The following is an 18642-nucleotide window of genomic DNA, read 5'->3' as shown; positions in this document are numbered from 1 at the left end:
TTGTCCTATTATGGGATCCTGTTGTGGGGATAAATATCGGCCTGCGCGCCGACCGATTTTCCGCTGGAGCCCCGGTTGCCGAAAATTTTCTACCTCATCGCCGGTTTCGTCGCGCTCGGACTGGGCGGGCTCGGCGTGCTTCTGCCGCTGCTGCCGACGGTGCCCTTCATCATTCTCGCGGCGTTCTGTTTCGCGCGCAGCAATGAGCGGCTGGAGCGGTGGCTTGTCGAGCACCGGACATTCGGCAGCCACATCCGCGCGTGGCGGGAGCGGGGCGCGATTTCGCGCAAGGGCAAGCAGGCGGCACTCGCCGCCTTCGCGGTGAGCATCGTCCTCGCGCTTCTCCTCGCGCCGCTGCCCTGGTCGCTCGCGCCGATGGCGGCGGCGCTGATCGGCGGCAGCTGGATCTGGACGCGGCCCGACGCATGAACGGTTGAGCGCGCCCCGCGAAAAGCCTATCCTCAAGGCATGCTGCGTTTTCCCGCTCACGCGTCCAACCGGCTACCCACCCGATGAAGCCTTGGCAGATCGTCCTGACGATCACCGCCGTGAGTTTCGGCCTCACCATGATCGAAATTCCCGCAGGCACGTGGCTCAGCACCGCGGCGCTCAGCCTCGCATGCGGCGTTGCCGCGCTCTCGCTCATGGCGGCGGCCGCCATCCTTGCCGGCCGCTGGGGCTGGCCCGAGACCGCCCTTGGCGGGCTGGACCGCGTTTACGCCGCTCACAAATGGCTCGCCGTCTACGCGCTGGCGCTCGCCTCGGTGCATTTTCTCTTCAAGGCCGGCGATCCCTCATGGGCGGCCGAAAGCATCATGGCATTGCCGCAGGGCTGGACCCGCCTCGCGCGGCAGGCGAGCTTCGTCGCGCTGATGAGCATCGTCATTCTCGCGCTCAACCGGAACATTCCCTACAGCACATGGCGCTGGTGGCATCGCCTGTCGGGGCCGCTCTTCCTGATCGTGATCGTCCATTGGCTGAGCATCAAATCGCCCCTGGATCTCGTCAGCCCGGCCGGGCTGTGGCTGGCCGGCCTTTCCGCACTCGGCATTGCCGCCGCCGCCTACAAGCTGCTGCTCTATCCGTTTCTCGCCCGCCACGCCGACTACCGCGTTGTGAAGGTTCTGCGCGGACCCTCGGCCGCCGAGATCGAGTTCGAGCCGGTAAAGCGCGGCATCGATTTTCATGCGGGCCATTTCGGGTTCCTGCGCATGAAGGTGGACGGCCTGCGCGAGCCCCATCCCTTCACGATCGCCGCCGCTCCGGCACCGGACGGCAGGATCACCTTCGTGATCCGCGCACTCGGTGATTACACGGCGAAACTGATCGCCGATGTCGAGCCGGGCATGGAGGCCGATGTCTATGCGCCTTACGGGCGCTTCGAACGCAAGCCCGATTGCCGCCGCGAGATCTGGATCGGCGGCGGCGTCGGCATATCGCCGTTCATTGCCTGGATGCGGGATGAGCAGAAAGGCGGCTTCGCAAACGTATCGCTCTTCTACTTCTTCACGCCCGGCCGTGTATTTCCCGACATCGATGTGTTGCGGAAGATGGCCGAAGAACGCGGCATCGAATTCGTTCCCGTTTCCGGCGGTCCCGGGTCACGCGACTTCATCGACAGATTCGGCGAGATCGTCCGGGATACGGCGCCGGGCACGCCCGACATCGCCCTCTGCGGTCCTGCGGGACTGCTGGAGAGCGTGCGCGGGCTGGCCAGGGAGAATGGCCTCGATCCCGCCTGCATCCGCCATGAACTCTTTCAGTTCCGTTGAGGCTCGATAGAGCCCGGCGAATGGCCGTTGCCATGGAAGACCGACGGGCGAAGATGCCCGGGGATGACCGAGCGAGGCGCGTTTGCGCCTCACTCGGTCATTTTGCCATGTTGACGATCTTCAACTGCGTGAATTCCGCCAAGCCTTCTTCGCCGAGTTCTGTGCCGAGGCCGGACATGCGGGCGCCGCCGAAGGGGATGTTGGGGGCGAGGTCGGCGTGTTTGTTGATCCAGACGGTGCCGCTGTCGAGCTTCTCGGCCAGCGCGTAGGCGCGAGCGGGATCGGACGACCAGATGGAGCCGCCGAGGCCATAGGGCGAGGCGTTGGCGCGGGCGACGGCGTCGTCGGCGTCGGAATATTTGATGACGGGGAGGACGGGGCCGAATTGTTCCTCGTCGACGAGGCGGGCGCCATCCGTTATGTCGCGGACGATGGTGGGGCGGATGAAATAGCCCTTGTCTTCCGGCGTATCGCCGCCGGCGATGATCTTGCCGTGTTTTTTCGAATCCTCGATCAGTTCCTTCACCTTGTCGAACTGCATCTTGTTTTGCAGCGGCCCGAGCTGCGTGCCCTGCTTCAGCCCATCGCCGACAATGGTGTTGTTGGCGATGGCGGCGAGCTCGTCGCAGATTTCGTCGTAGATCTTTTCATGCACATAGAGCCGCTTCATGGCGATGCAGACCTGGCCGGAATTCTGGAAGGCGCTCTGGAAGAGCTTGGGCGCGGCTTCCTTCGGGTTCACATCGTCGAGCACGATGCCGGCGTCGTTGCCGCCGAGTTCGAGGGTGATGCGCTTGAGAAGTCCGGCGGCGCCCGCCATGACCTTGGCGCCGGTCGCCGTGGAGCCGGTGAAGGAAATCTTGCGGACGTCCGGATGCGCGGTGAGGGCGGCGCCGAGGTCGTTTGCATCGGCGATGATGTTCACCACGCCGGCGGGGACGATGTCCTTGATCAGCTCGCCGAGTTTCAGCGAGGTGAGCGGCGTTGTCGGCGCGGGCTTCAGCACCACCGTGTTACCGGCAAGCAGCGCCGGCGGCAGCTTGAAGGCCATGAGGATCATCGGGAAGTTCCACGGCACGATGGCGCCGATGACGCCGAGCGGACGGCGATGCGCCTCGACGCGCTTGCCCTCGCTGTCCTCGATCAATTTCACCGGCATGTCGAGCATGGTGAAATAGCGGAAGAAGGCGGCGGTGCCATAGACCTCGCCCGTGGCGTCGCCGATCGGCTTGCCCTGTTCCTGGGTGAGGAGCCGCGCGAGATCGGCGGCGTTCGCCTCGATCGCGTCGGCGATGGCGTTCAGCACCTTCTTGCGCTCGGCGATGGGCGTTGCGCTCCAGCCGGGGAAGGCGGATTTGGCGGCGGCAACCGCCTCGTTCAACTGCGCCTCGCAAGCGCGAGGGCAAGAGGCCACGACTTCCTCCGTGGCCGGATTGATGACGTCCATCGATTTGGCGCCGGCGACCAGTTTGCCGCCGATGAGGAGCTTGAATTCGCTCATCTCTACTCTCCCTGAATGTGCCCTCTTGTCGAGGTGTGCCGATTATATGCTTAGCGGGTGCCGGTGCGGAGCTGCCTTGTTTCCTTGTGCCGGGAAATCGAGGGCATGAGTTTCGGGCTGTCGAGCCGCTGGCATGCTTCCTCGAGTTCGACGATCTGGGCGTCGACACGCGCGCGCAATTGCCTTGCGGCTTCGAGGCGCTTGCGGAAGAGGGAAAGGGCGAGCCTGTATTGCTCCTCGCAGCCGCTGCCGGACTGATAGAGATCGAGGATCTGGCGGATTTCATAAAGCGTCAGCCCGACATCGCGGCCGCGCAGGATGAGCTGCAGGCGGGCGCGCTCGCGCTTCGAATAGAGACGGGCCTGGCCCTGACGTTCGGGCTCGATCAGACCCTTTTCCTCATAGAAGCGGAGGGCGCGGTGGGTGATGCCGAATTCGGTGGCAAGGTCGGTGATTGTGTAGGCCATTGAATGTAAACCTCCGACGAGAGAGGCGGACATGACGCGCGCGCCATGCCCGCCCTCGGACAGAATTACTGCATACGTTCGATAATGACGGCAGGGGCCATGCCGCCCGCCGCGCACATGGTCACGAGGCCGTAACGCTTGTCCTGACGCTCGAGCTCGTCCAGCACCGTGCCGATGAGGATCGAGCCGGTGGCGCCGATCGGATGGCCGAGCGCGCAGGCGCCGCCATTGACGTTCACCTTGTTACGGTCGAGCTTCAGGTCGCGGATGAATTTTTCCGCGACGACGGCGAAGGCTTCGTTGATCTCGAAGAGGTCGATGTCCTCGACCTTGAGACCGGCCTTTTCCAGCACCTTCTTCGCGGCGGGAACGGGCGCGTTCAGCATCAGAGTCGGGCAGTCGCCCATATTGGCGGTGGCGACGATGCGGGCGCGCGGCTTCAGCCCGTTCTTCTCGGCATATTGCTTCGAGGCGAGCAGGATGGCGGCGGCGCCATCCACGACGCCCGAGGAATTGCCGGCATGGTGGATGTGGTTGAACTGCTTGAGGTGGGGATACTTCTGGCGGATGAGATCGCCATAGGTGGTGCCCTTCTCGTCCACCGGAATGCCGGCCCAGGCTTCGAAGGTCGCCTTCAGATTGCCGAGGCCTTCAAGCGTGGTGCCGGGGCGGGGAAATTCCTCGCGGTCGAGCGCGACGGAACCGTCGTCATTGTAAACCGTGACGAGCGACTTATTGAAACGGCCTTCCTCGATGGCCTTGGCGGCGCGCTGCTGCGAGGTGAGCGCCAGTTCGTCCACGGCCTTGCGGTCGATGCCTTCAAGCGTCGCGATGGCATCGGCGCAGACGCCCTGCTGCGACTGCGGATGCTGGGCCCGCAGATGCAGATTGCCCGCATCCATCATCGGCGGCGTCTTCGGGTCGGCGGTGGCGGAGGTGTAGCTCATCATTTCGGTGCCGCCGGCGATGATGAGGTCTTCCATGCCGGACATGATCTGCGCCGCGGCGAGATTTACGGTCGTGATGCCCGAGCCGCAGAAGCGGTCCAGCGTGACGCCGGAGGCGCGGATGTCGAAGCCGGCGTCGAGCGCGGCCATGCGGCCCATGTCACCGCCCTGCGCGCCGCGCTGCGAGGAGGTGCCCCAGATCACGTCGTCGACTTCGGCGGTGTTGAGGTCGTTGCGCTCCGCCAGCGCGGCCATGACCGTGCGGGCGAGATGCTGCGGATGAAGATGGGCGAGCGAGCCCTTGCCGACCTTGCCGATGCCGCGCGGGGTGCGGACCGCGTCGATGATATATGCGTCAGACATTCACTATCTCCCTGATGTCCTGTTCTTCGGATTGGATTTTCAATTCTGGCCGGTGAGCAACACAACTTTCACGCAATCGCCATGATGCTGATCGGCGATGGCGCGGTTGATCTCGCTCAACGGATAGGTTTTGACGAGCTTGTCGAAGGGCAGTCTGCCCTGCCGGTGAAGCTCCATCATTTCGGGAATGAAGGTATCGGGATCGCTGTCGCCCTCGATGATGCCCTTCACCGTATGGCCGAAGGTGACGGCCTGCATGAGATCGCCGGGCATGGGCGTTCCGGGCGGCGCGATGCCGACAATGCCGAAGGTGCCATGCGGGCCAAGGCACTGCATGGCGGATTGCAGCAGCGGCGGAATGCCCGTGGTGTCGAAGGCATAGTCGACGCCGATGGGAACGATGGCGCGTATAGCGGCGGCGAGATCCTTTGCTTCGGCGGGGTCGAGCGCGTGGGTGGCGCCGAGTTCAAGCGCGAGCTTGCGGCGCGCCTCATGCGGCTCCAGCACGATGATGGTTTCGCAGCCCTGCACGACAGCGCCCATGACGGCGGAGAGGCCGACGGCGCCGCCGCCGAGAATGAGAAGCGAGGAACCCTTTTCGCAGGCGAGCGAGCGCATGATGCCGCCGGCGCCTGTCTGGATGCCGCAGCCGAGGGGGCCTGCGAGTTCGAGCGGAAAATCCTCCGGCACCTTCACGACATTGCGCTCATAAGTGATGCAATGGCTGGCGAAGGAGGACTGGCCGAAGAAATTGCTCGCGACGTCGCCGCTCTCTCCATGCAGCGCCTTCGAGCCGTCGGTGCGCATGCCCGCGTAGTTCAGCATCGGCATGGTGTGGCAATAGGCGGGATCGTGCTTCTCGCAGCGCGGGCAGGTGCCGCAGGAGCGGAAGGTGATGGCGACGCGGTCGCCCGGCGCCACTTTCGTCACCGCCGCGCCGACTTTTTCAACGATGCCCGAGCCCTCATGGCCGAAAACGGCGGGGAGCGGGATGGTCTGGCTGGCCTTGAAGACGAGATCGGTATGGCAAAGGCCGACGCCGACCACGCGGACGAGGATCTCATCCTCGCGCGGGTCGTCGAGCTCCAGCTCCTCGATGCTGAAATCCGCCTCGGGCGCATGTGCGACCGCCGTCGTGACCTTCATATGCCGCCTCCCCGGATGCCCGTCTTTCGCGGGTATTTTTTAATGGCGCATTTAAGTATTTAAATCTACATTTAAATCGAAAAAAGAAGAGATGCAAGGAGGCGTTGTGGAGGCGCAGGAGAAGGGCAAAGCCCGGGCGGCCCCCGCCAGGCCGGCGGCGCGGGACCTGCTGCTGCAAGCGGCAAGCGAGGTCATGAGCGAGCGACAGACCATCGACGTGCCGCTGAGCGACATCGCGGCGCGGGCGGAAGTGAACGTGGCGCTGGTCAGCTATTATTTCGGCGGCAAGGACGGGCTTTTGCTGGCGCTGGCGAAGCGCGACGCGGCGACGGCGCTGGGCGAGCTCGACCGGCTGCTGTCGCTCAATATCAGCCCCGAGGAAAAGCTCAGGCGGCATCTCGCCGGCGTCATCAAGACCTTCTTTCGCTATCCCTATCTCTACAGGCTGCTGGCGGCGCTGATGCGCGATGCCTCGGACGAGACGGCGCGGGACATTGCGCAGTTCTTTGCCCAGCCGCTGGCACGCGCGGCGCAGGGACTGATGGAAGCGGGCATCGCAAATGGCAGCATCCGGCCGCTCGATCCGCAGCTCTTCTATATTGCGGCGCTGGGCGCCTGCGAGCAGATCTTCGCCAATCGCGCGATCCTGAAATTCGTGCATGGCATCGAGGAGATCGACGAGACGCTGCAGCGCCGCTATGCCGAAGTGGTGCTGGAAACGCTGATGCGCGGCTATCTCGCGCCGCAGGGCGACTGAGGCCGGATGCAGGACGGCCCGCCCCCGGATATCCGGGAACGGGCCGCGATGCGAGGCCGGATGGGGGGCCTCAGGTCGAGAGTGGCCTCTCTCAGAACGTGTAAGACGCCGTCATGCTGACGAAATCCTTGTCGAAGGAGCCGTTGCGATATTTCGCACCGAAGTTGTTGGTGTAGTCGACGGTCAGCCGGTAGCTGTCCAGATAGCTCGCGGTCACGCCAAGCGTCACCGCCTTCTTGCCTTCGACGAAGCCGGGGCCGATGGGGCCGGCGGAATAGCCGTTCACGTCATGGCTCCAGACAACCATGGGGCTGAGCGTAACCGGCGTGCCGAAAGCGGTGTGATAATCCATCATCGCCATCATGCGATAGCCCCAGGAGAAGGTGCTGGCGTAAAGCGGCGAGATGCTGCAGGTGCCGGCCTTGTTGCAATTGTCGCCGAAGGTGGCGGCGGTGCCGAAGTTCGGGTGGGTTTCGCCCGAGCGCGGAATGGCGAAGCGGTTGCCGCTCGCATTCGGCAGATACTGGAAGCCGACATTGCCGACCAGGATCAGGAGGTCGCCGCCGAGCGTGCTCACGATCGGATCCGACGGGGTGAGTGTGCTGAGGGTATAGACCTGGCCGTGCAAGGCTTCCGTGGTGCGGTAGCCCGGAATGACGGCGCCGAAGGGCACAGGCGGGCCGTCATAATATGATGCTTCTCCCGGACCCGGCGTGTAGCCGAAGTTCTGGATGTCCGCGCCAACGATCTCGTTCGTGTCGAGCTGGAACGGCATGTCCGGGAAATAGGCGAGTTCGCCGGAGAGGGCCGTCGCATCGCCGATGACCGGGATGGTCGTGTTGAAGCTCGTGCCGAACATCTCGATGTCTTCAGGAAACTGGACGATGAGATTCTTGTTGGCGCCCGCGGCCTGGGCGAATATGCCCTGGCCGTAGGATACGGGACGGCCGAAATCGTCCTGAAGCGCGGGTGCGGCGCCGGTACATCCCGGGCCCGACAAAGAGCCGGGGACGGCGGGATTACAGATCAGCTGCAAGGCGGCCGTCGTCGTGGTCGGCGTCGAGGCGGTGGTCGTGCCGAAGGGCAGCTTGCTGTGGAAGTTGACGTAGTAGGCGGACAGCTCCGTACCCTGATTAAGCCATTCCGCATAGTAGCGCAGAGCCAGGCCGAACTGGCCCTGATCGCGCGCTTCCTGATCGCGGCCGCGCGGCACAAAGGCGGTGGGGGAATAGCTGGTGCCATTGCCGAAATTGTAGACTTCGCCGCCGGACACGGCATAACGGCAACCGCCCGCCGCCGCATCGCTGGGCGAGAAGAAACTGCCGCAAGCAGGCAGGATGGACCTTTCCCACTCGAAGACATATTGCGCTTCGAAGGTGAGATTGGCGGGGAGGCCGACGCTGGCGAAGAGCGAATTCTGCGGCAGGAAGACTTCCTTCAGCTCAACGCCGGGACGCACCAGCGCCGACACGTCGAGCGGCAGATAGGCCGAGACGCCGCCGGGAATGAAAAGGCTTTCGCCCCAGTTTACCGCCTGACGGCCGAGACGCAGGGTGAGCGGCATGTCGGCGACGATGAAATTGCCGTAGGCGAAGGCATCCAGGAGGTCGAAGGAGCGGGCCTGCCTGTTGAGCGCATCGTCGCCACGGAACTGGTCGTCGAGAGGACGGCGCTGACCGAAGGGCGCGGCGACCGGGCCGTATTTGCCGTCGCCATGGCCGAGAACCTGATCGCCGACATAGTCGTAGAAGGCTTTCGCACGCACGAAGAAGCCGAACCTGTCCCACTTCAGATCCGCCTCGGAGATGACCTTGACGGGAGCGGAGATGAATTCCCATTGCTCGACATTGACGTTGCCGTCATCGGCGTTCACGTCGTAATCCGTTCCGCCCGGCGCCGTGCAGCCGCCGTTAAAGACGGAGATATATTCGCAGCCCTGCTTCGACACACGCATGCTGGCGGAGGCCGACACGGTGGTCGCGATGTCGATATCGACCGCGCCGAGCTTGATCTGCGCCGCGTGGGCCGAAGCCGACATGGCGAAGAACAATGCCAGCGTGACCAGCGGTGGCAAAATCCGGAACTTCATACTTTCAATCCTCCCTCAAACTTATTCATCGCCCGCGCCCCTCAACGCGGCGGTTACGGCATCACGCCGACAAGCGTGTCGTTGACTTGATCCAGCGGCAGCGTGCTGTCGAGAATGCCGGTGACCGGACCGAACACGACCGGAAAGACGACGTCATAGGCAGTGGTGCCGTTCGGCAGCAGCGGCGTTGCCAACAGCGGCACCGCAGCCTCCGTTACCGGCACGAGGACCGGCGAGAGCTGCTCGATCGGAAGCGCCGGCAATTCGACGCCGGGGACGGGACCGCTGCCTTCGCCGCCGACGCCGAGCAGACCGAGAACGACGGGGCTCAGCAGCGGCGAAAGATCGCCCAGTTGATCGTTGTTCGATGTTGCCTGCGCGCCGGTGATGACGCCGGCGACGAAATCGCCGACGGGCGCGAGCGGCGCGCTGTCCGCCGGTGCGATGTCGCCGAGCTGTGCGTCATTGCCGCCGGTGAGAAGATTGGGGACGAGGCCGCCTTCGGTGCCGACGAGCATGCCTGTGAGGTCATGGCCGAAGAGATCCTCGCCGAGGCCGCCCTGGCCGGAGACACCGAGCGGCGGCACCTGCGATTCGACCTGTGCAAGACCGTCGGTGAGCGGCGCAAGGGCGCCTTCGGGGACAAGGCCGCCGGCGGGCACATTGCCCGCCAGCATGCCATCCGAACCGCCGCCAAGCGTGGTGCCTACCAGGCCGCCGCCGCCGAGAAGCGGCGAGACCAGATCGACGCCGAGCAGCTCTTCCGAGGCGCCGCCCTCACCGGAGACGCCCATCTGCATGCCGCCGAGAGCCATGGCGGTTGGCGCCGATTTCGGGCTTGTGGCAACCGGCGAACCGCTTCCCGAACTGCATCCGGCAAGCAGGCCCGCTGCGCAAAGTGCAATGATCGATGATCTCATGGTGTCGTCCTCCCGTGTGAACCTGCGTAGCAAATTCGCCGGAAGCGACGGTGTAGAGAAATGTGGCGATATGTTTGGTATCGGGAAGCGGCGTCATTTGTCCGCATACGAAGTTCCCGGGCGTAAACGGGAAGAGGCGGGACCCGGGGTCCCGCCTCTTTATCCGTGGAGCGACTGTCGCCGCTAGAGGAGCGCGATCCCTTTCCGATCAGCTGCCGGGCAAGGCCGGGAGGCCGCCGAGCAGATCGGTGACGGGTGCTAGCGGATCGTCGCCGCCACCGCCCGGAAGGGCATCGGCCGGGACGATGCTTCCCAGCAATCCATCGCTGCCGCCGCCGAGCAGATCGGCAACGGGGCCGAGCGGTGTGATCGCCGGGCCGACAGGATCGTCACCCAGGAGGCTGGAGAGGACGCCGCCATCGCCCGTTACGCCGAGGCCACCCGCACCACCGAGAAGATCGGTGACGGGGGCGAGAGGATCGTCGCCGCCGCCAGGAAGACCGGGCAGGCCGCCGCCAAGGAGATCCGTGATCGGGGCAAGCGGATCGCCGCCATCGCCGCCGCCGGGAAGACCGGGGACCGCGCCCGCGGGGACCACATCTCCTAGCGCGCCGTCATTGCCGCCGCCCAGAAGCATCGGAACCGTCCCATTGCCGCCAAGCAGCATGCCGACGGGGTCCTGGCCGGCGAGGTCATAAACGAGGCCGCCTTCACCTCCGATGCCGAGGGAGGGAATCTGGTCCGTGACCGTGCCGACGGGCACGCTTCCGCCGACCGTATCCACAACGGGAGCGAGCCCGTCGCGGAGCGGCGCGATAGCATCGGTCAGCTCTGCCGGCAATTGACCGCCGATCGCGCCTTCGCCGCCGCCGCCGAGCACGCCTTCCGTGCCGAGCAGGGGATCGGTGAGGGCCGCAATACCGAGCGTCTCCGTCACGCCGCCTTCGCCCGTTACGCCGAGCGACGTGATGGAGCTCGGCGTGCCGCCGCCCCCGCCACCGCCGCCGCCGAACGACGAACCATCCGAATTGCATGCAGCGACGAGAAACATCGCGCTTGCCGCCAAGGCTATCTTTGCTGAATTTCTGGCCATCAGCCCAATCCTCCTCGCAAACGTTGAACTGCGGTCAGCCTAGATCACACGAACGTTTTATGGTGTGGAGGCATGTGCAATTGCGTGCGCGATTGTTCACCGCGGCGAGGTTCCCTCTCCGGCGCCTGGCGTGTGCCAATATGGGCACCGCTCCGCAGACGGAATTCCTGCGGGGTGCAGCCATTCCATTTTTTGAAGGCGCGCCTGAAGTTTGCGACATCGTCGAAGCCGAGAAGCGAGGCGACGTCGGCGACGCAGAGCGGCGTTTCGCCGAGATAGCCGCGCGCCAGATGGTTGCGCACATCGTCGACAATCCCGCGATAGGACGTTCCCTCGGCGGCAAGACGGCGCCTTAACGTGCGCTCACTCATGTTCAGGTGGCGGGATGCCTCTCCCAGAGCAGGTAAATGGCCGCGCGCGCCGAGGATCATGCGGCGGACATTGCCGCTCATTCCGCCCGCCGCGTTCATCTCCCGCAGGAGGCGCTCGCATTGCAGACGGTACATTTCCGCAACGGGAATGGCGGCGGCCGAGAGCGGCTGGTCGATGCGGCTGTTCGGACCGATGAAGCGATTTACCGAATGGCCGAAGGAAACCTCGACACCGAGGAAGCGGCGATACACTTCTTCCGGCATTTCCGGCGCATAGGCGAGTTCCAGGCGGCATTCATCCGGCAACGGACCGATCAACTGGCGCAGGGCGGCGAGGACGCCCGCGAAGAAAAGCTCGACCAGAAAATGCGGTGCACCGCGCACGGCGAAGGGCGGCTCGAAGGTGAGAACTGCGTGATCCGGCGTGAATGCGAGGTGGATGCGGCCCTTGGTGCCCTGGAGGGGGCTGTACTGGATCAGCAACCCCGCCGCCTGCCGGAGGCTTCTGCTGCTGAGGATCGCATGGCCGAGGAGGCCGTGTGTGCCAAGATGCATGCTGGCGCCGAGGCGAAGCGCGATCGACCTGTCGTCGGCAAGGGCGACCAGGTTTTCCGACATGATGCGGAACTCGTCTTCCGAGACGGCGCCGGTGGGAGGCAGGGGGAAGGCGGCGGGATCCTTTCCCACTTCCTTCAGGACCGAAGCGACGATCTCGACATAGCCAGGTTCAATTCGCATTCGACTTGTCCGCTCGTGACCCCCCGCTTGGCCGGAAATGACCTCCCACCGCCGCTGGAAATCTCTATCTAGAACTTCAACACGCGTCCCGACGGCGCGCCCCCCAGCGAAGCAGGTCCAAGATGCACAACTCAACCCTCTCCCGCACGCCGGAAAATGTCGAAATTGTACCGCGCAACCGCCACTTCAATATCGACGAGACGCTGGCGACGAACTGGCACAGCGACGATCCTTTCCGCACCGCCTTTTTCGATGCGATGTCGATCCTCTTTCCGCTTGGCGAACAATTCTTCATCGACAGCGTGAAAGCCTTCCGCGGCCAGATCGACGATCCGGAACTTCAACGGCGCGTGCGCGGCTTTACCGCCCAGGAAGCCGTTCACCGCCGCGAACACCAGCACTACAACGAAGCCCTGTGCCGGGCGCGCGGCGTATCGCTGGAGCTGATGGAACGCGCGGTAAGCCGCCGCCAGGCCTTTGCGCGGCGCGCGCTTTCTCCCATGCAGCAATTGAGCGGTACCGTTGCCTTCGAACATCTGACGGCGATCCTTGCCGATGCGACCTTCCGCAACCCGGAAGGACTTGAAGGCGCGCATCCCGAAATGAAGGCGCTCTGGCACTGGCACGCGCTGGAGGAGACGGAACACAAGTCGGTCGCCTTCGACGTCTTTGTGGCGGTGGGCGGCAAGACCTGGCGGCGGCGCGTTTCTATGGCGCTTGTCACGGTCGAATTCACCACACATGTCATCCGGAACATGCGGCTGCTGCTGCGCGACTACGAAGGCTCGCGCCTTGCACTGTGGAGCGGTGGAATGAAATTCCTCTTCGGCGAGCGCGGCGCCTTGCGCGGCCTGATGCGGCCCTATCTCGACTTCTACAAGAAGGATTTCCACCCCTGGGACCATGACAACCGGGAACTTGTCTCCTCGGTCATGGATGAATTCGGCGGAGCGGCGGTGAACCCGGTCTGAGCCGCGTAGAGGGAGGAAACGAAATGGCGATGCGGGCCGAGAGATTTGACGAGGAAGCGCCGGAGATTTTCATTCCCGCCCGGCCCGTGCCGCCGAAGGAAGCGCCCGGCATAGGCGCGGCGGTTTTCAGACCGCAGCTTCTTGCCAACCTGATCGCGTCCTACCCGGAGTTCTGGTACAGCGCGAGAAGCTGTCCCTTTCGCGTCGGCATTGCGCGCGGCGGGCGCGGCATGCTGGTGAACGACCCGGACGCCATCCGCCGCATCCTTGTCAGCGATGCGGAACATTTTCCCAAGGACGACAATCAGCTAGCGATCCTGAAGCCCTTGCTGGGCAACGGCCTTTTGACCGCCGAGGGCGCGACGTGGCGCCGGAACAGGAAGCTTGCGGCGCCTATTTTCCAGCATTCGAGCGTGCGCGATTTCGCACCTCTCTTCGTACGCGCGGCGGAACGCTCCGCGCGGCGCGCGCTTGAGCAGCAGGGATTTTTCCCGCTCGACCGGGAAATGACCAAGCTCACACTCGAAATCATCGGCGAGACGGTGCTGAGCGCCAATCTCGAGGACGACATAGACGGCATATCGCACACCGTCACATCCGTGCTCGACAAATTCCCGGCGATGTTTCTCGCCTCCGCCTTTCTGCCCGGGCAGTTGCGAAACCGGGTGATCGACACGGTGGTGCGGCCGGGGCGGCGGGCGCTCGACGTTTTCGCGCGCCGGATCATCGACGAGGCGCGGAAGAGCGGCGAGGAAACGACGCTGCTGCAACGGCTGATGGTGTCACAAAGCAAGGCCGGTCACGAGATGACGCTCGACCAGGTGCGCGACGAGGTGGCAACCTTCCTGCTTGCCGGCCACGAGACGACGGCGACGACGATGAGCTGGGTCTGGTATCTGCTGACGGTTCATCCCGAATGGCAGGAGCGTCTTTACGAAGAAGTATGGGCCGTGACCGAAGGGCGGCGGCTGACCATCGACGACGTGCCGGCACTGGTCGAGACGCGCGCCGTGATCGAGGAGGCGCTGCGGCTTTATCCGCCGGTTGCAAACCTCATGCGCAGGGCGATAAAGACCACGGAGCTGACGCCCGACATCACCATAGAGCGCGGGCAGACGGTTCTGATCTCGCCCTGGCTGCTGCATCGCCATCGGTTTTTCTGGCGCGAGCCCGACCGCTTCGATCCCACGCGCTTTCTCGGCGAGGAAGCCGCGACGCGGCCACGCCACCTCTATATTCCCTTCGGCGGCGGCCCGCGCATCTGCATCGGGGCGAGCTTTGCGCTGCTCGAAGCCGTTCTCATCCTCGCCACTTTCATGCAGCGGGCGCGCGTCAAGGTGATCAATGCCGATCAGGTGATGCCGCAGGCGCGCATCGTCTTGCGGCCGAACGTGGCTCTTCAGGCCGTCGTCACGCCGCGCCGCCCCGGCGGATGAGGCCTCGCCCCACACAGACGTCGACAAAACCCCACAACATTAGAACACGTTGTTTGAGTCAGCTTGCTAGATTTTCTTCCGGAATGACGATGCCGGAATATGCCGGCGAAATGACCGGAGGAACAGCATGAACGGAAGCGGGAAGTACTCGGTAGCGGCCGGGTTGGCGATTGCAGGCCTGATAATGGCCGGGGGCAGCGGACCCGCCGCGGCGGCGGAACGCTATGCGCTGCAGACAGGCGCCGATCTTGCGGCGGTGTGCGCCAATCCCGCGAATGCGGAGAGCGTTACCGAGGCGGAGCGGCAACGGCTCAATGTGTGCGGGGCGTATATTCAGGGCTTTCTCGGCCATTACGCCGTCGCGCGGCGCGAGATCGGCAAGCCTGTCTTCTGTCTTCCGGCAGGGGGCGTGAGCGCCGAGAATGTACGTCAGCTTTTTCTGGCACTTCTGGAGCAGCGGCCGCAGATCAGAGACCTGCCGGCCAATCTCGATCTCGCGACGAGCCTTGCATGGGGCTATTCGTGCGACAAGAAAGCCGCGGAGTAGAAAATGAAGCAGCGGGCTGAAGCGCGACGATCAATTGGGGAAGGCCTCATTTACGTCGCAGCGCTTCCGCCACTCCGAAAGGAGGGCGACCAGAAGGTCACGGAGCTCCTGATCGCTCAGGCTTTCGACAGCGCCCGCGAGATCCGTCGTCCGATCGTCGATCGGGCTCTGGCCGCCTTCTTTGATTTCGCATTCATAGTTCATGGGCGTAACCCTCGATCTGATTCTACTCATGCCGTCCGGCGCTTAACATGTGTTCGACCTTGCCGGGAAAAACAGGCCGCAAGGTGTAGAAAACTGTACGGATTGGTAAACCGGGGCGAGACCGGGGGCCGCCAGACAAAGCCCAGTGCGCAGACGCACTTGCAAGAAATCGTCCGGCCCTTGTGTGCGTAAACTGCGAAGAATGGAACTCTCGGGAAGGCCAGGAGATACTCTTCCCATTGTGGATTTTATATAGGATTCGGAAAGACCAGAGGTCTAGACTTGGCAGGATCGATTGGTTGAGTGAGGGAGCGCTCTTGTCTTGAATTCGCAAGGCCGAATTGGCTGGAATTCAAGTGGCTATCAATCGCGTGGGATTTTGCGGGAGGGAATGACATGGCAATGACGGTGGAGCAGAGCGGGTCTGCAAACACATCCGGCACACACGCGGCCTCGCTACTGCTTGTGGATGACGACCCGGATATTCGCGAAGAGATGAGGACATATCTCAGCGCGAACGGCATGATCATAACGGAGGCCGCCGATGCTGCCTCCGCGCTCGAAATGTTTTCAGGCGGCAAGTTCGATCTCGTCATTCTCGACCTGCTGCTGGGCGCCGATAACGGCTTCGACGTGTTGCGCGAAATCCGGCAGACACATTCCACCCCCTGCATCATGGTGACGGGACAAAGCGAGGCAACTGACAAGGTTGTCGGTCTCGAACTCGGCGCCGACGATTATGTAGTGAAGCCCGTCAACCTGCGGGAGCTGCTTGCGCGCATCCGGGCGCTGTTGCGCAGGACGGCAAATTCCGGCGGCTCGGGAGCGCGGACAAACGCCGGTGCGGCGGATAGCGACGAAGCCGCCGCGCAATGGAAGTTCGACCCGCATCGCCGCCGCCTCTGCGCGCCGGACGGCGCGCTGGTGCCGCTGACGACGGCGGAATGCGACCTGCTGATCGAACTGGTGGCGCATGAAGGAAACCCGCAGACAAGGGAAGAACTCTGCCGCCGCGTCTTCAACCGGCAGTGGCAGCCTTACGACCGCAGCCTGGACAGCATCGTGGTGAAGCTGCGGCGGAAACTCGAACCCAATCCTGATCATCCGATGGTCATCAAGACCATTCGCGGCAAGGGCTATCTGTTCACGGGGTTTCCGAGCGGCGACTGAGGACCGGCAAGATCACGCCGGCTGGCGCGGCAGGACGATCTGGACAAAGCCGCCTGCGGCGTGATTGCCGATTTCGATGCGGCCACCGCTTTCACGGATGATGGCGTCGCAGATGGCGAGCCCAAGGCCAGTACCGTGCTCGGCCGATTTCGTCGTGAAGAACGGCTCCAGCACACGTTCCGCGATTTCGGGCCGGAAGCCGGGGCCGCTATCCTCGACACGCAGCACCGTCATGCCCTTTTCGTCCGGCGAGGGAGAGGCTGTGATTTTTATCAACCCCTCGGCGCGCTCATGCTTCGCACCGATGCCGGAAATGGCATCGACGGCATTCTGCAACAGGTTGCCGATCACCTGTTCCAGCTGAAGCTGATCCGCATAGGCTGTGACGTCCGGCGAGATTTCCACCTCGAGGCGAACGCCGGCGCGCAGCAGAACGTGATGCATGATCGCCTCGACATTCTCGATGACATTGCGCAGCACAAGCGAGGCATGTTCGCCGACGCTTTTGCGGCCGAAGCGGCGCATGCGGTCGATGACGTCGCTTGCGCGCTCGACCTGCGCGAGAACGCGCTTTGTCTTTTTTGCCGCCGCTTCCCTGTCGAAATCCAGCGATTCCAGCAGGAATTCGAGGTTCTGCACGGCGAGCGAAATGGTATTGAGCGGCTGGCGCAGCTCATGCGCGATGCTGGCGGACATCTGTCCGAGCGCCGCCATCTTGGCCGTTTGTGCCAAATGCGATTGCTCCTCGCGCAGAAGCAAGGCCTGGCGGAGGAGCAAGGCGAACCTGTCTGCAAAATCGAGATCGGCGGGAGCGAACCCTTCCGCGCGGCGCGTGACGCAAACAAGAAACGCGGCATCGCCCCGCAGCGGCAGCGCGAGGGCCGCGACCTGACAGCCCTCAAGGCCGAAGGCATCGGCGATATTGCGCCCCTCCGCCGCATCGATGTCGTAGACGCCGACGACACCTCGCGGCGCGCCGGCGGCGATGAAATCGAGGGCGGCGGCCGCTCCCGGTCCCGGCGATTTTTGCTGCGGAACCAGAATGCGTACTTTTCCATCGAGCCCTTTTTCAGCGACGCAGGCATCGCTGCTGCCGATGCATTCGCCGACAAGGCCGACAAGGCGCGACATCTTTTCGCGCGAGGAATCCTGACTGAGCAGGAGGCGCAGTCCCTGGAGCATGGCTTCGGCTTCGCGCCGATGCTGTTCTTCGCGGATGCGGGCGCCCCGCATCTGTAAAAGCATGGTGGCGGTTTCCCGCGTTCCATCGGATGGTGCATCGCGGCCGATGGCGGTGAAGGTGCCTATATAGGGAGCGTCCTCGTCCGGCGAGCGGCGCGCCGTTGCGGAGACATAAAGCGTTTCGCCGGTCGACATGCGGCCTTGCGCGTCCTCCGGCAGGTGGGCCCGCATGTGACGGACGCTGCCTTGCTGTTCGAGGAAGTCCAGCAGGCTCTGGCCGCCGCCGCCGATGCGCAACGATCGCAAATCCATGCCATCGACCAGGCGGCTGATGTCGCCACGCCGATTGAGAATGCGGCGGCAACGGAGGATGCCCTCCGGCGATGCTTCCCAAACAATATCGGCACCAAGCTCCAGCCAGGCCCTTGTCGTCTCATACATACCATCGAAGCGGCGCCGCTCGAGTGCGGCCGCCTTTTGCTTTCGGATGCGCAATGCGACAGCGGCCGCGATATCCGCGAGGCCATAGGCATGTGCCGCCAGCTCTTCCTTCATCTCGTCGAATTTCAGGAAAATCGCCACGCGGATGCCGGTTTCATCATTGAGCGTATCGGCGGAGAGAAGTCCATACCAGATATGCCCGCGTGCGGGGGTCATCTCGCCGCCCATTCGGGAAGCGCGCGTGTACCATTCAGCGAAGAGACTGTCTTCGCCGATCGACAATCCGCCCCGGGACGATTGCCAGAGGATGAGCGCCCGTCCGTTGGGCGACATGCCGAGCTCGCAGATGGAGACGCGGCCGGACGAAAGAGCGGCAAGGCGGTGGGCGGCCATATCAAGCGCCGCATAAGCCTCGCCTTCGGAGGCTGCACGCGCGAGGGCCAATGACGCTTCCGCGAGCGAGGAGACAAGATCGGCGGGCGATGCTTCGGGTTTTTCGTTCGGGCGATCCTGCAGAGCCATGCCGC

The 18642-nt window shown here is 63.9% G+C and carries 17 protein-coding genes; 7 read left to right on the top strand and 10 right to left on the bottom strand.

Features of this window, described 5'->3' with window-relative positions:
* Nucleotides 1-75: 75 nt before the first annotated feature.
* Both PLAV_RS00485 and PLAV_RS00480 read left to right on the top strand, forming a co-directional pair.
* Nucleotides 76-429 (top strand): YbaN family protein, encoded by a 354-nt coding sequence (locus PLAV_RS00485; RefSeq protein WP_011995008.1) that lies wholly within the window; start codon nt 76-78, stop codon nt 427-429.
* An 83-nt stretch (nt 430-512) separates the two neighbouring features.
* Nucleotides 513-1772, top strand: a complete 1260-nt coding sequence (locus PLAV_RS00480) for a ferredoxin reductase family protein (protein ID WP_011995007.1) — start codon at nt 513-515, stop codon at nt 1770-1772.
* Nucleotides 1773-1869: 97 nt separating this feature from the next.
* On the opposite strand, the gene PLAV_RS00475 is transcribed toward PLAV_RS00480, so the two are convergent.
* The 4 genes from PLAV_RS00475 to PLAV_RS00460 form a co-directional block, all read right to left on the bottom strand.
* A complete protein-coding gene (locus PLAV_RS00475; RefSeq protein WP_011995006.1) occupies nt 1870-3273 on the bottom strand; it encodes an aldehyde dehydrogenase family protein in 1404 nt (467 codons plus the stop codon).
* A 50-nt stretch (nt 3274-3323) separates the two neighbouring features.
* The gene (locus tag PLAV_RS00470; RefSeq protein WP_011995005.1) at nt 3324-3740 is read right to left on the bottom strand and encodes a MerR family transcriptional regulator; all 417 of its coding nucleotides are present in this window, start codon (nt 3738-3740) and stop codon (nt 3324-3326) included.
* Nucleotides 3741-3805: 65 nt separating this feature from the next.
* On the bottom strand, nt 3806-5050 hold the full coding sequence (locus PLAV_RS00465; protein ID WP_011995004.1) for an acetyl-CoA C-acetyltransferase: 1245 nt from the start codon (nt 5048-5050) through the stop codon (nt 3806-3808).
* A 39-nt stretch (nt 5051-5089) separates the two neighbouring features.
* A complete protein-coding gene (locus PLAV_RS00460; protein WP_011995003.1) occupies nt 5090-6196 on the bottom strand; it encodes an NAD(P)-dependent alcohol dehydrogenase in 1107 nt (368 codons plus the stop codon).
* Between the two features lie 91 nt (nt 6197-6287).
* On the opposite strand from PLAV_RS00460, the gene PLAV_RS00455 reads away from it, so the two are divergent.
* Nucleotides 6288-6953 (top strand): TetR family transcriptional regulator, encoded by a 666-nt coding sequence (locus PLAV_RS00455; RefSeq protein ID WP_011995002.1) that lies wholly within the window; start codon nt 6288-6290, stop codon nt 6951-6953.
* Nucleotides 6954-7044: 91 nt separating this feature from the next.
* Here PLAV_RS00455 and PLAV_RS00450 read toward each other — a convergent pair whose 3' ends face one another.
* The 4 genes from PLAV_RS00450 to PLAV_RS18600 all read right to left on the bottom strand — a co-directional run bounded on the left by PLAV_RS00450 (nt 7045) and on the right by PLAV_RS18600 (nt 12164).
* Nucleotides 7045-9042, bottom strand: a complete 1998-nt coding sequence (locus PLAV_RS00450; RefSeq protein ID WP_011995001.1) for a DUF1302 domain-containing protein — start codon at nt 9040-9042, stop codon at nt 7045-7047.
* A gap of 53 nt (nt 9043-9095) precedes the next feature.
* Nucleotides 9096-9962: a hypothetical protein gene (locus PLAV_RS00445; RefSeq protein WP_011995000.1), complete on the bottom strand. Its 867-nt coding sequence runs from the start codon at nt 9960-9962 to the stop codon at nt 9096-9098.
* A gap of 208 nt (nt 9963-10170) precedes the next feature.
* Nucleotides 10171-11055 carry a hypothetical protein gene (locus PLAV_RS18605; RefSeq protein ID WP_011994999.1) on the bottom strand — a complete coding sequence of 295 codons (885 nt, stop codon included), beginning with the start codon at nt 11053-11055 and terminating at the stop codon, nt 10171-10173.
* Nucleotides 11056-11099: 44 nt separating this feature from the next.
* Nucleotides 11100-12164, bottom strand: coding sequence for an AraC family transcriptional regulator (locus PLAV_RS18600; RefSeq protein ID WP_011994998.1), 1065 nt, complete (start codon nt 12162-12164; stop codon nt 11100-11102).
* A gap of 122 nt (nt 12165-12286) precedes the next feature.
* Here PLAV_RS18600 and PLAV_RS00425 point away from each other — a divergent pair, with 122 nt between their 5' ends.
* The 3 genes from PLAV_RS00425 to PLAV_RS00415 all read left to right on the top strand — a co-directional run bounded on the left by PLAV_RS00425 (nt 12287) and on the right by PLAV_RS00415 (nt 15118).
* The gene (locus PLAV_RS00425; RefSeq protein WP_011994997.1) at nt 12287-13135 is read left to right on the top strand and encodes a metal-dependent hydrolase; all 849 of its coding nucleotides are present in this window, start codon (nt 12287-12289) and stop codon (nt 13133-13135) included.
* A gap of 23 nt (nt 13136-13158) precedes the next feature.
* On the top strand, nt 13159-14571 hold the full coding sequence (locus tag PLAV_RS00420) for a cytochrome P450 (RefSeq protein ID WP_011994996.1): 1413 nt from the start codon (nt 13159-13161) through the stop codon (nt 14569-14571).
* Between the two features lie 127 nt (nt 14572-14698).
* On the top strand, nt 14699-15118 hold the full coding sequence (locus PLAV_RS00415) for a Rap1a/Tai family immunity protein (RefSeq protein ID WP_011994995.1): 420 nt from the start codon (nt 14699-14701) through the stop codon (nt 15116-15118).
* Nucleotides 15119-15148: 30 nt separating this feature from the next.
* On the opposite strand, the gene PLAV_RS19560 is transcribed toward PLAV_RS00415, so the two are convergent.
* Nucleotides 15149-15322, bottom strand: coding sequence for a hypothetical protein (locus PLAV_RS19560; RefSeq protein WP_168713156.1), 174 nt, complete (start codon nt 15320-15322; stop codon nt 15149-15151).
* A 396-nt stretch (nt 15323-15718) separates the two neighbouring features.
* On the opposite strand from PLAV_RS19560, the gene PLAV_RS00410 reads away from it, so the two are divergent.
* Nucleotides 15719-16492, top strand: coding sequence for a response regulator transcription factor (locus tag PLAV_RS00410; protein WP_011994994.1), 774 nt, complete (start codon nt 15719-15721; stop codon nt 16490-16492).
* A 12-nt stretch (nt 16493-16504) separates the two neighbouring features.
* Here PLAV_RS00410 and PLAV_RS00405 read toward each other — a convergent pair whose 3' ends face one another.
* Nucleotides 16505-18637 carry a sensor histidine kinase gene (locus tag PLAV_RS00405; protein ID WP_011994993.1) on the bottom strand — a complete coding sequence of 711 codons (2133 nt, stop codon included), beginning with the start codon at nt 18635-18637 and terminating at the stop codon, nt 16505-16507.
* Nucleotides 18638-18642 lie beyond the last annotated feature (5 nt).

Source organism: Parvibaculum lavamentivorans DS-1 (genome assembly GCF_000017565.1).
GTDB classification, from domain to species: domain Bacteria; phylum Pseudomonadota; class Alphaproteobacteria; order Parvibaculales; family Parvibaculaceae; genus Parvibaculum; species Parvibaculum lavamentivorans.
The sequence above is the reverse complement of the archived record's forward strand: the minus strand, read 5'-3'. Positions and strand labels throughout refer to the sequence as shown.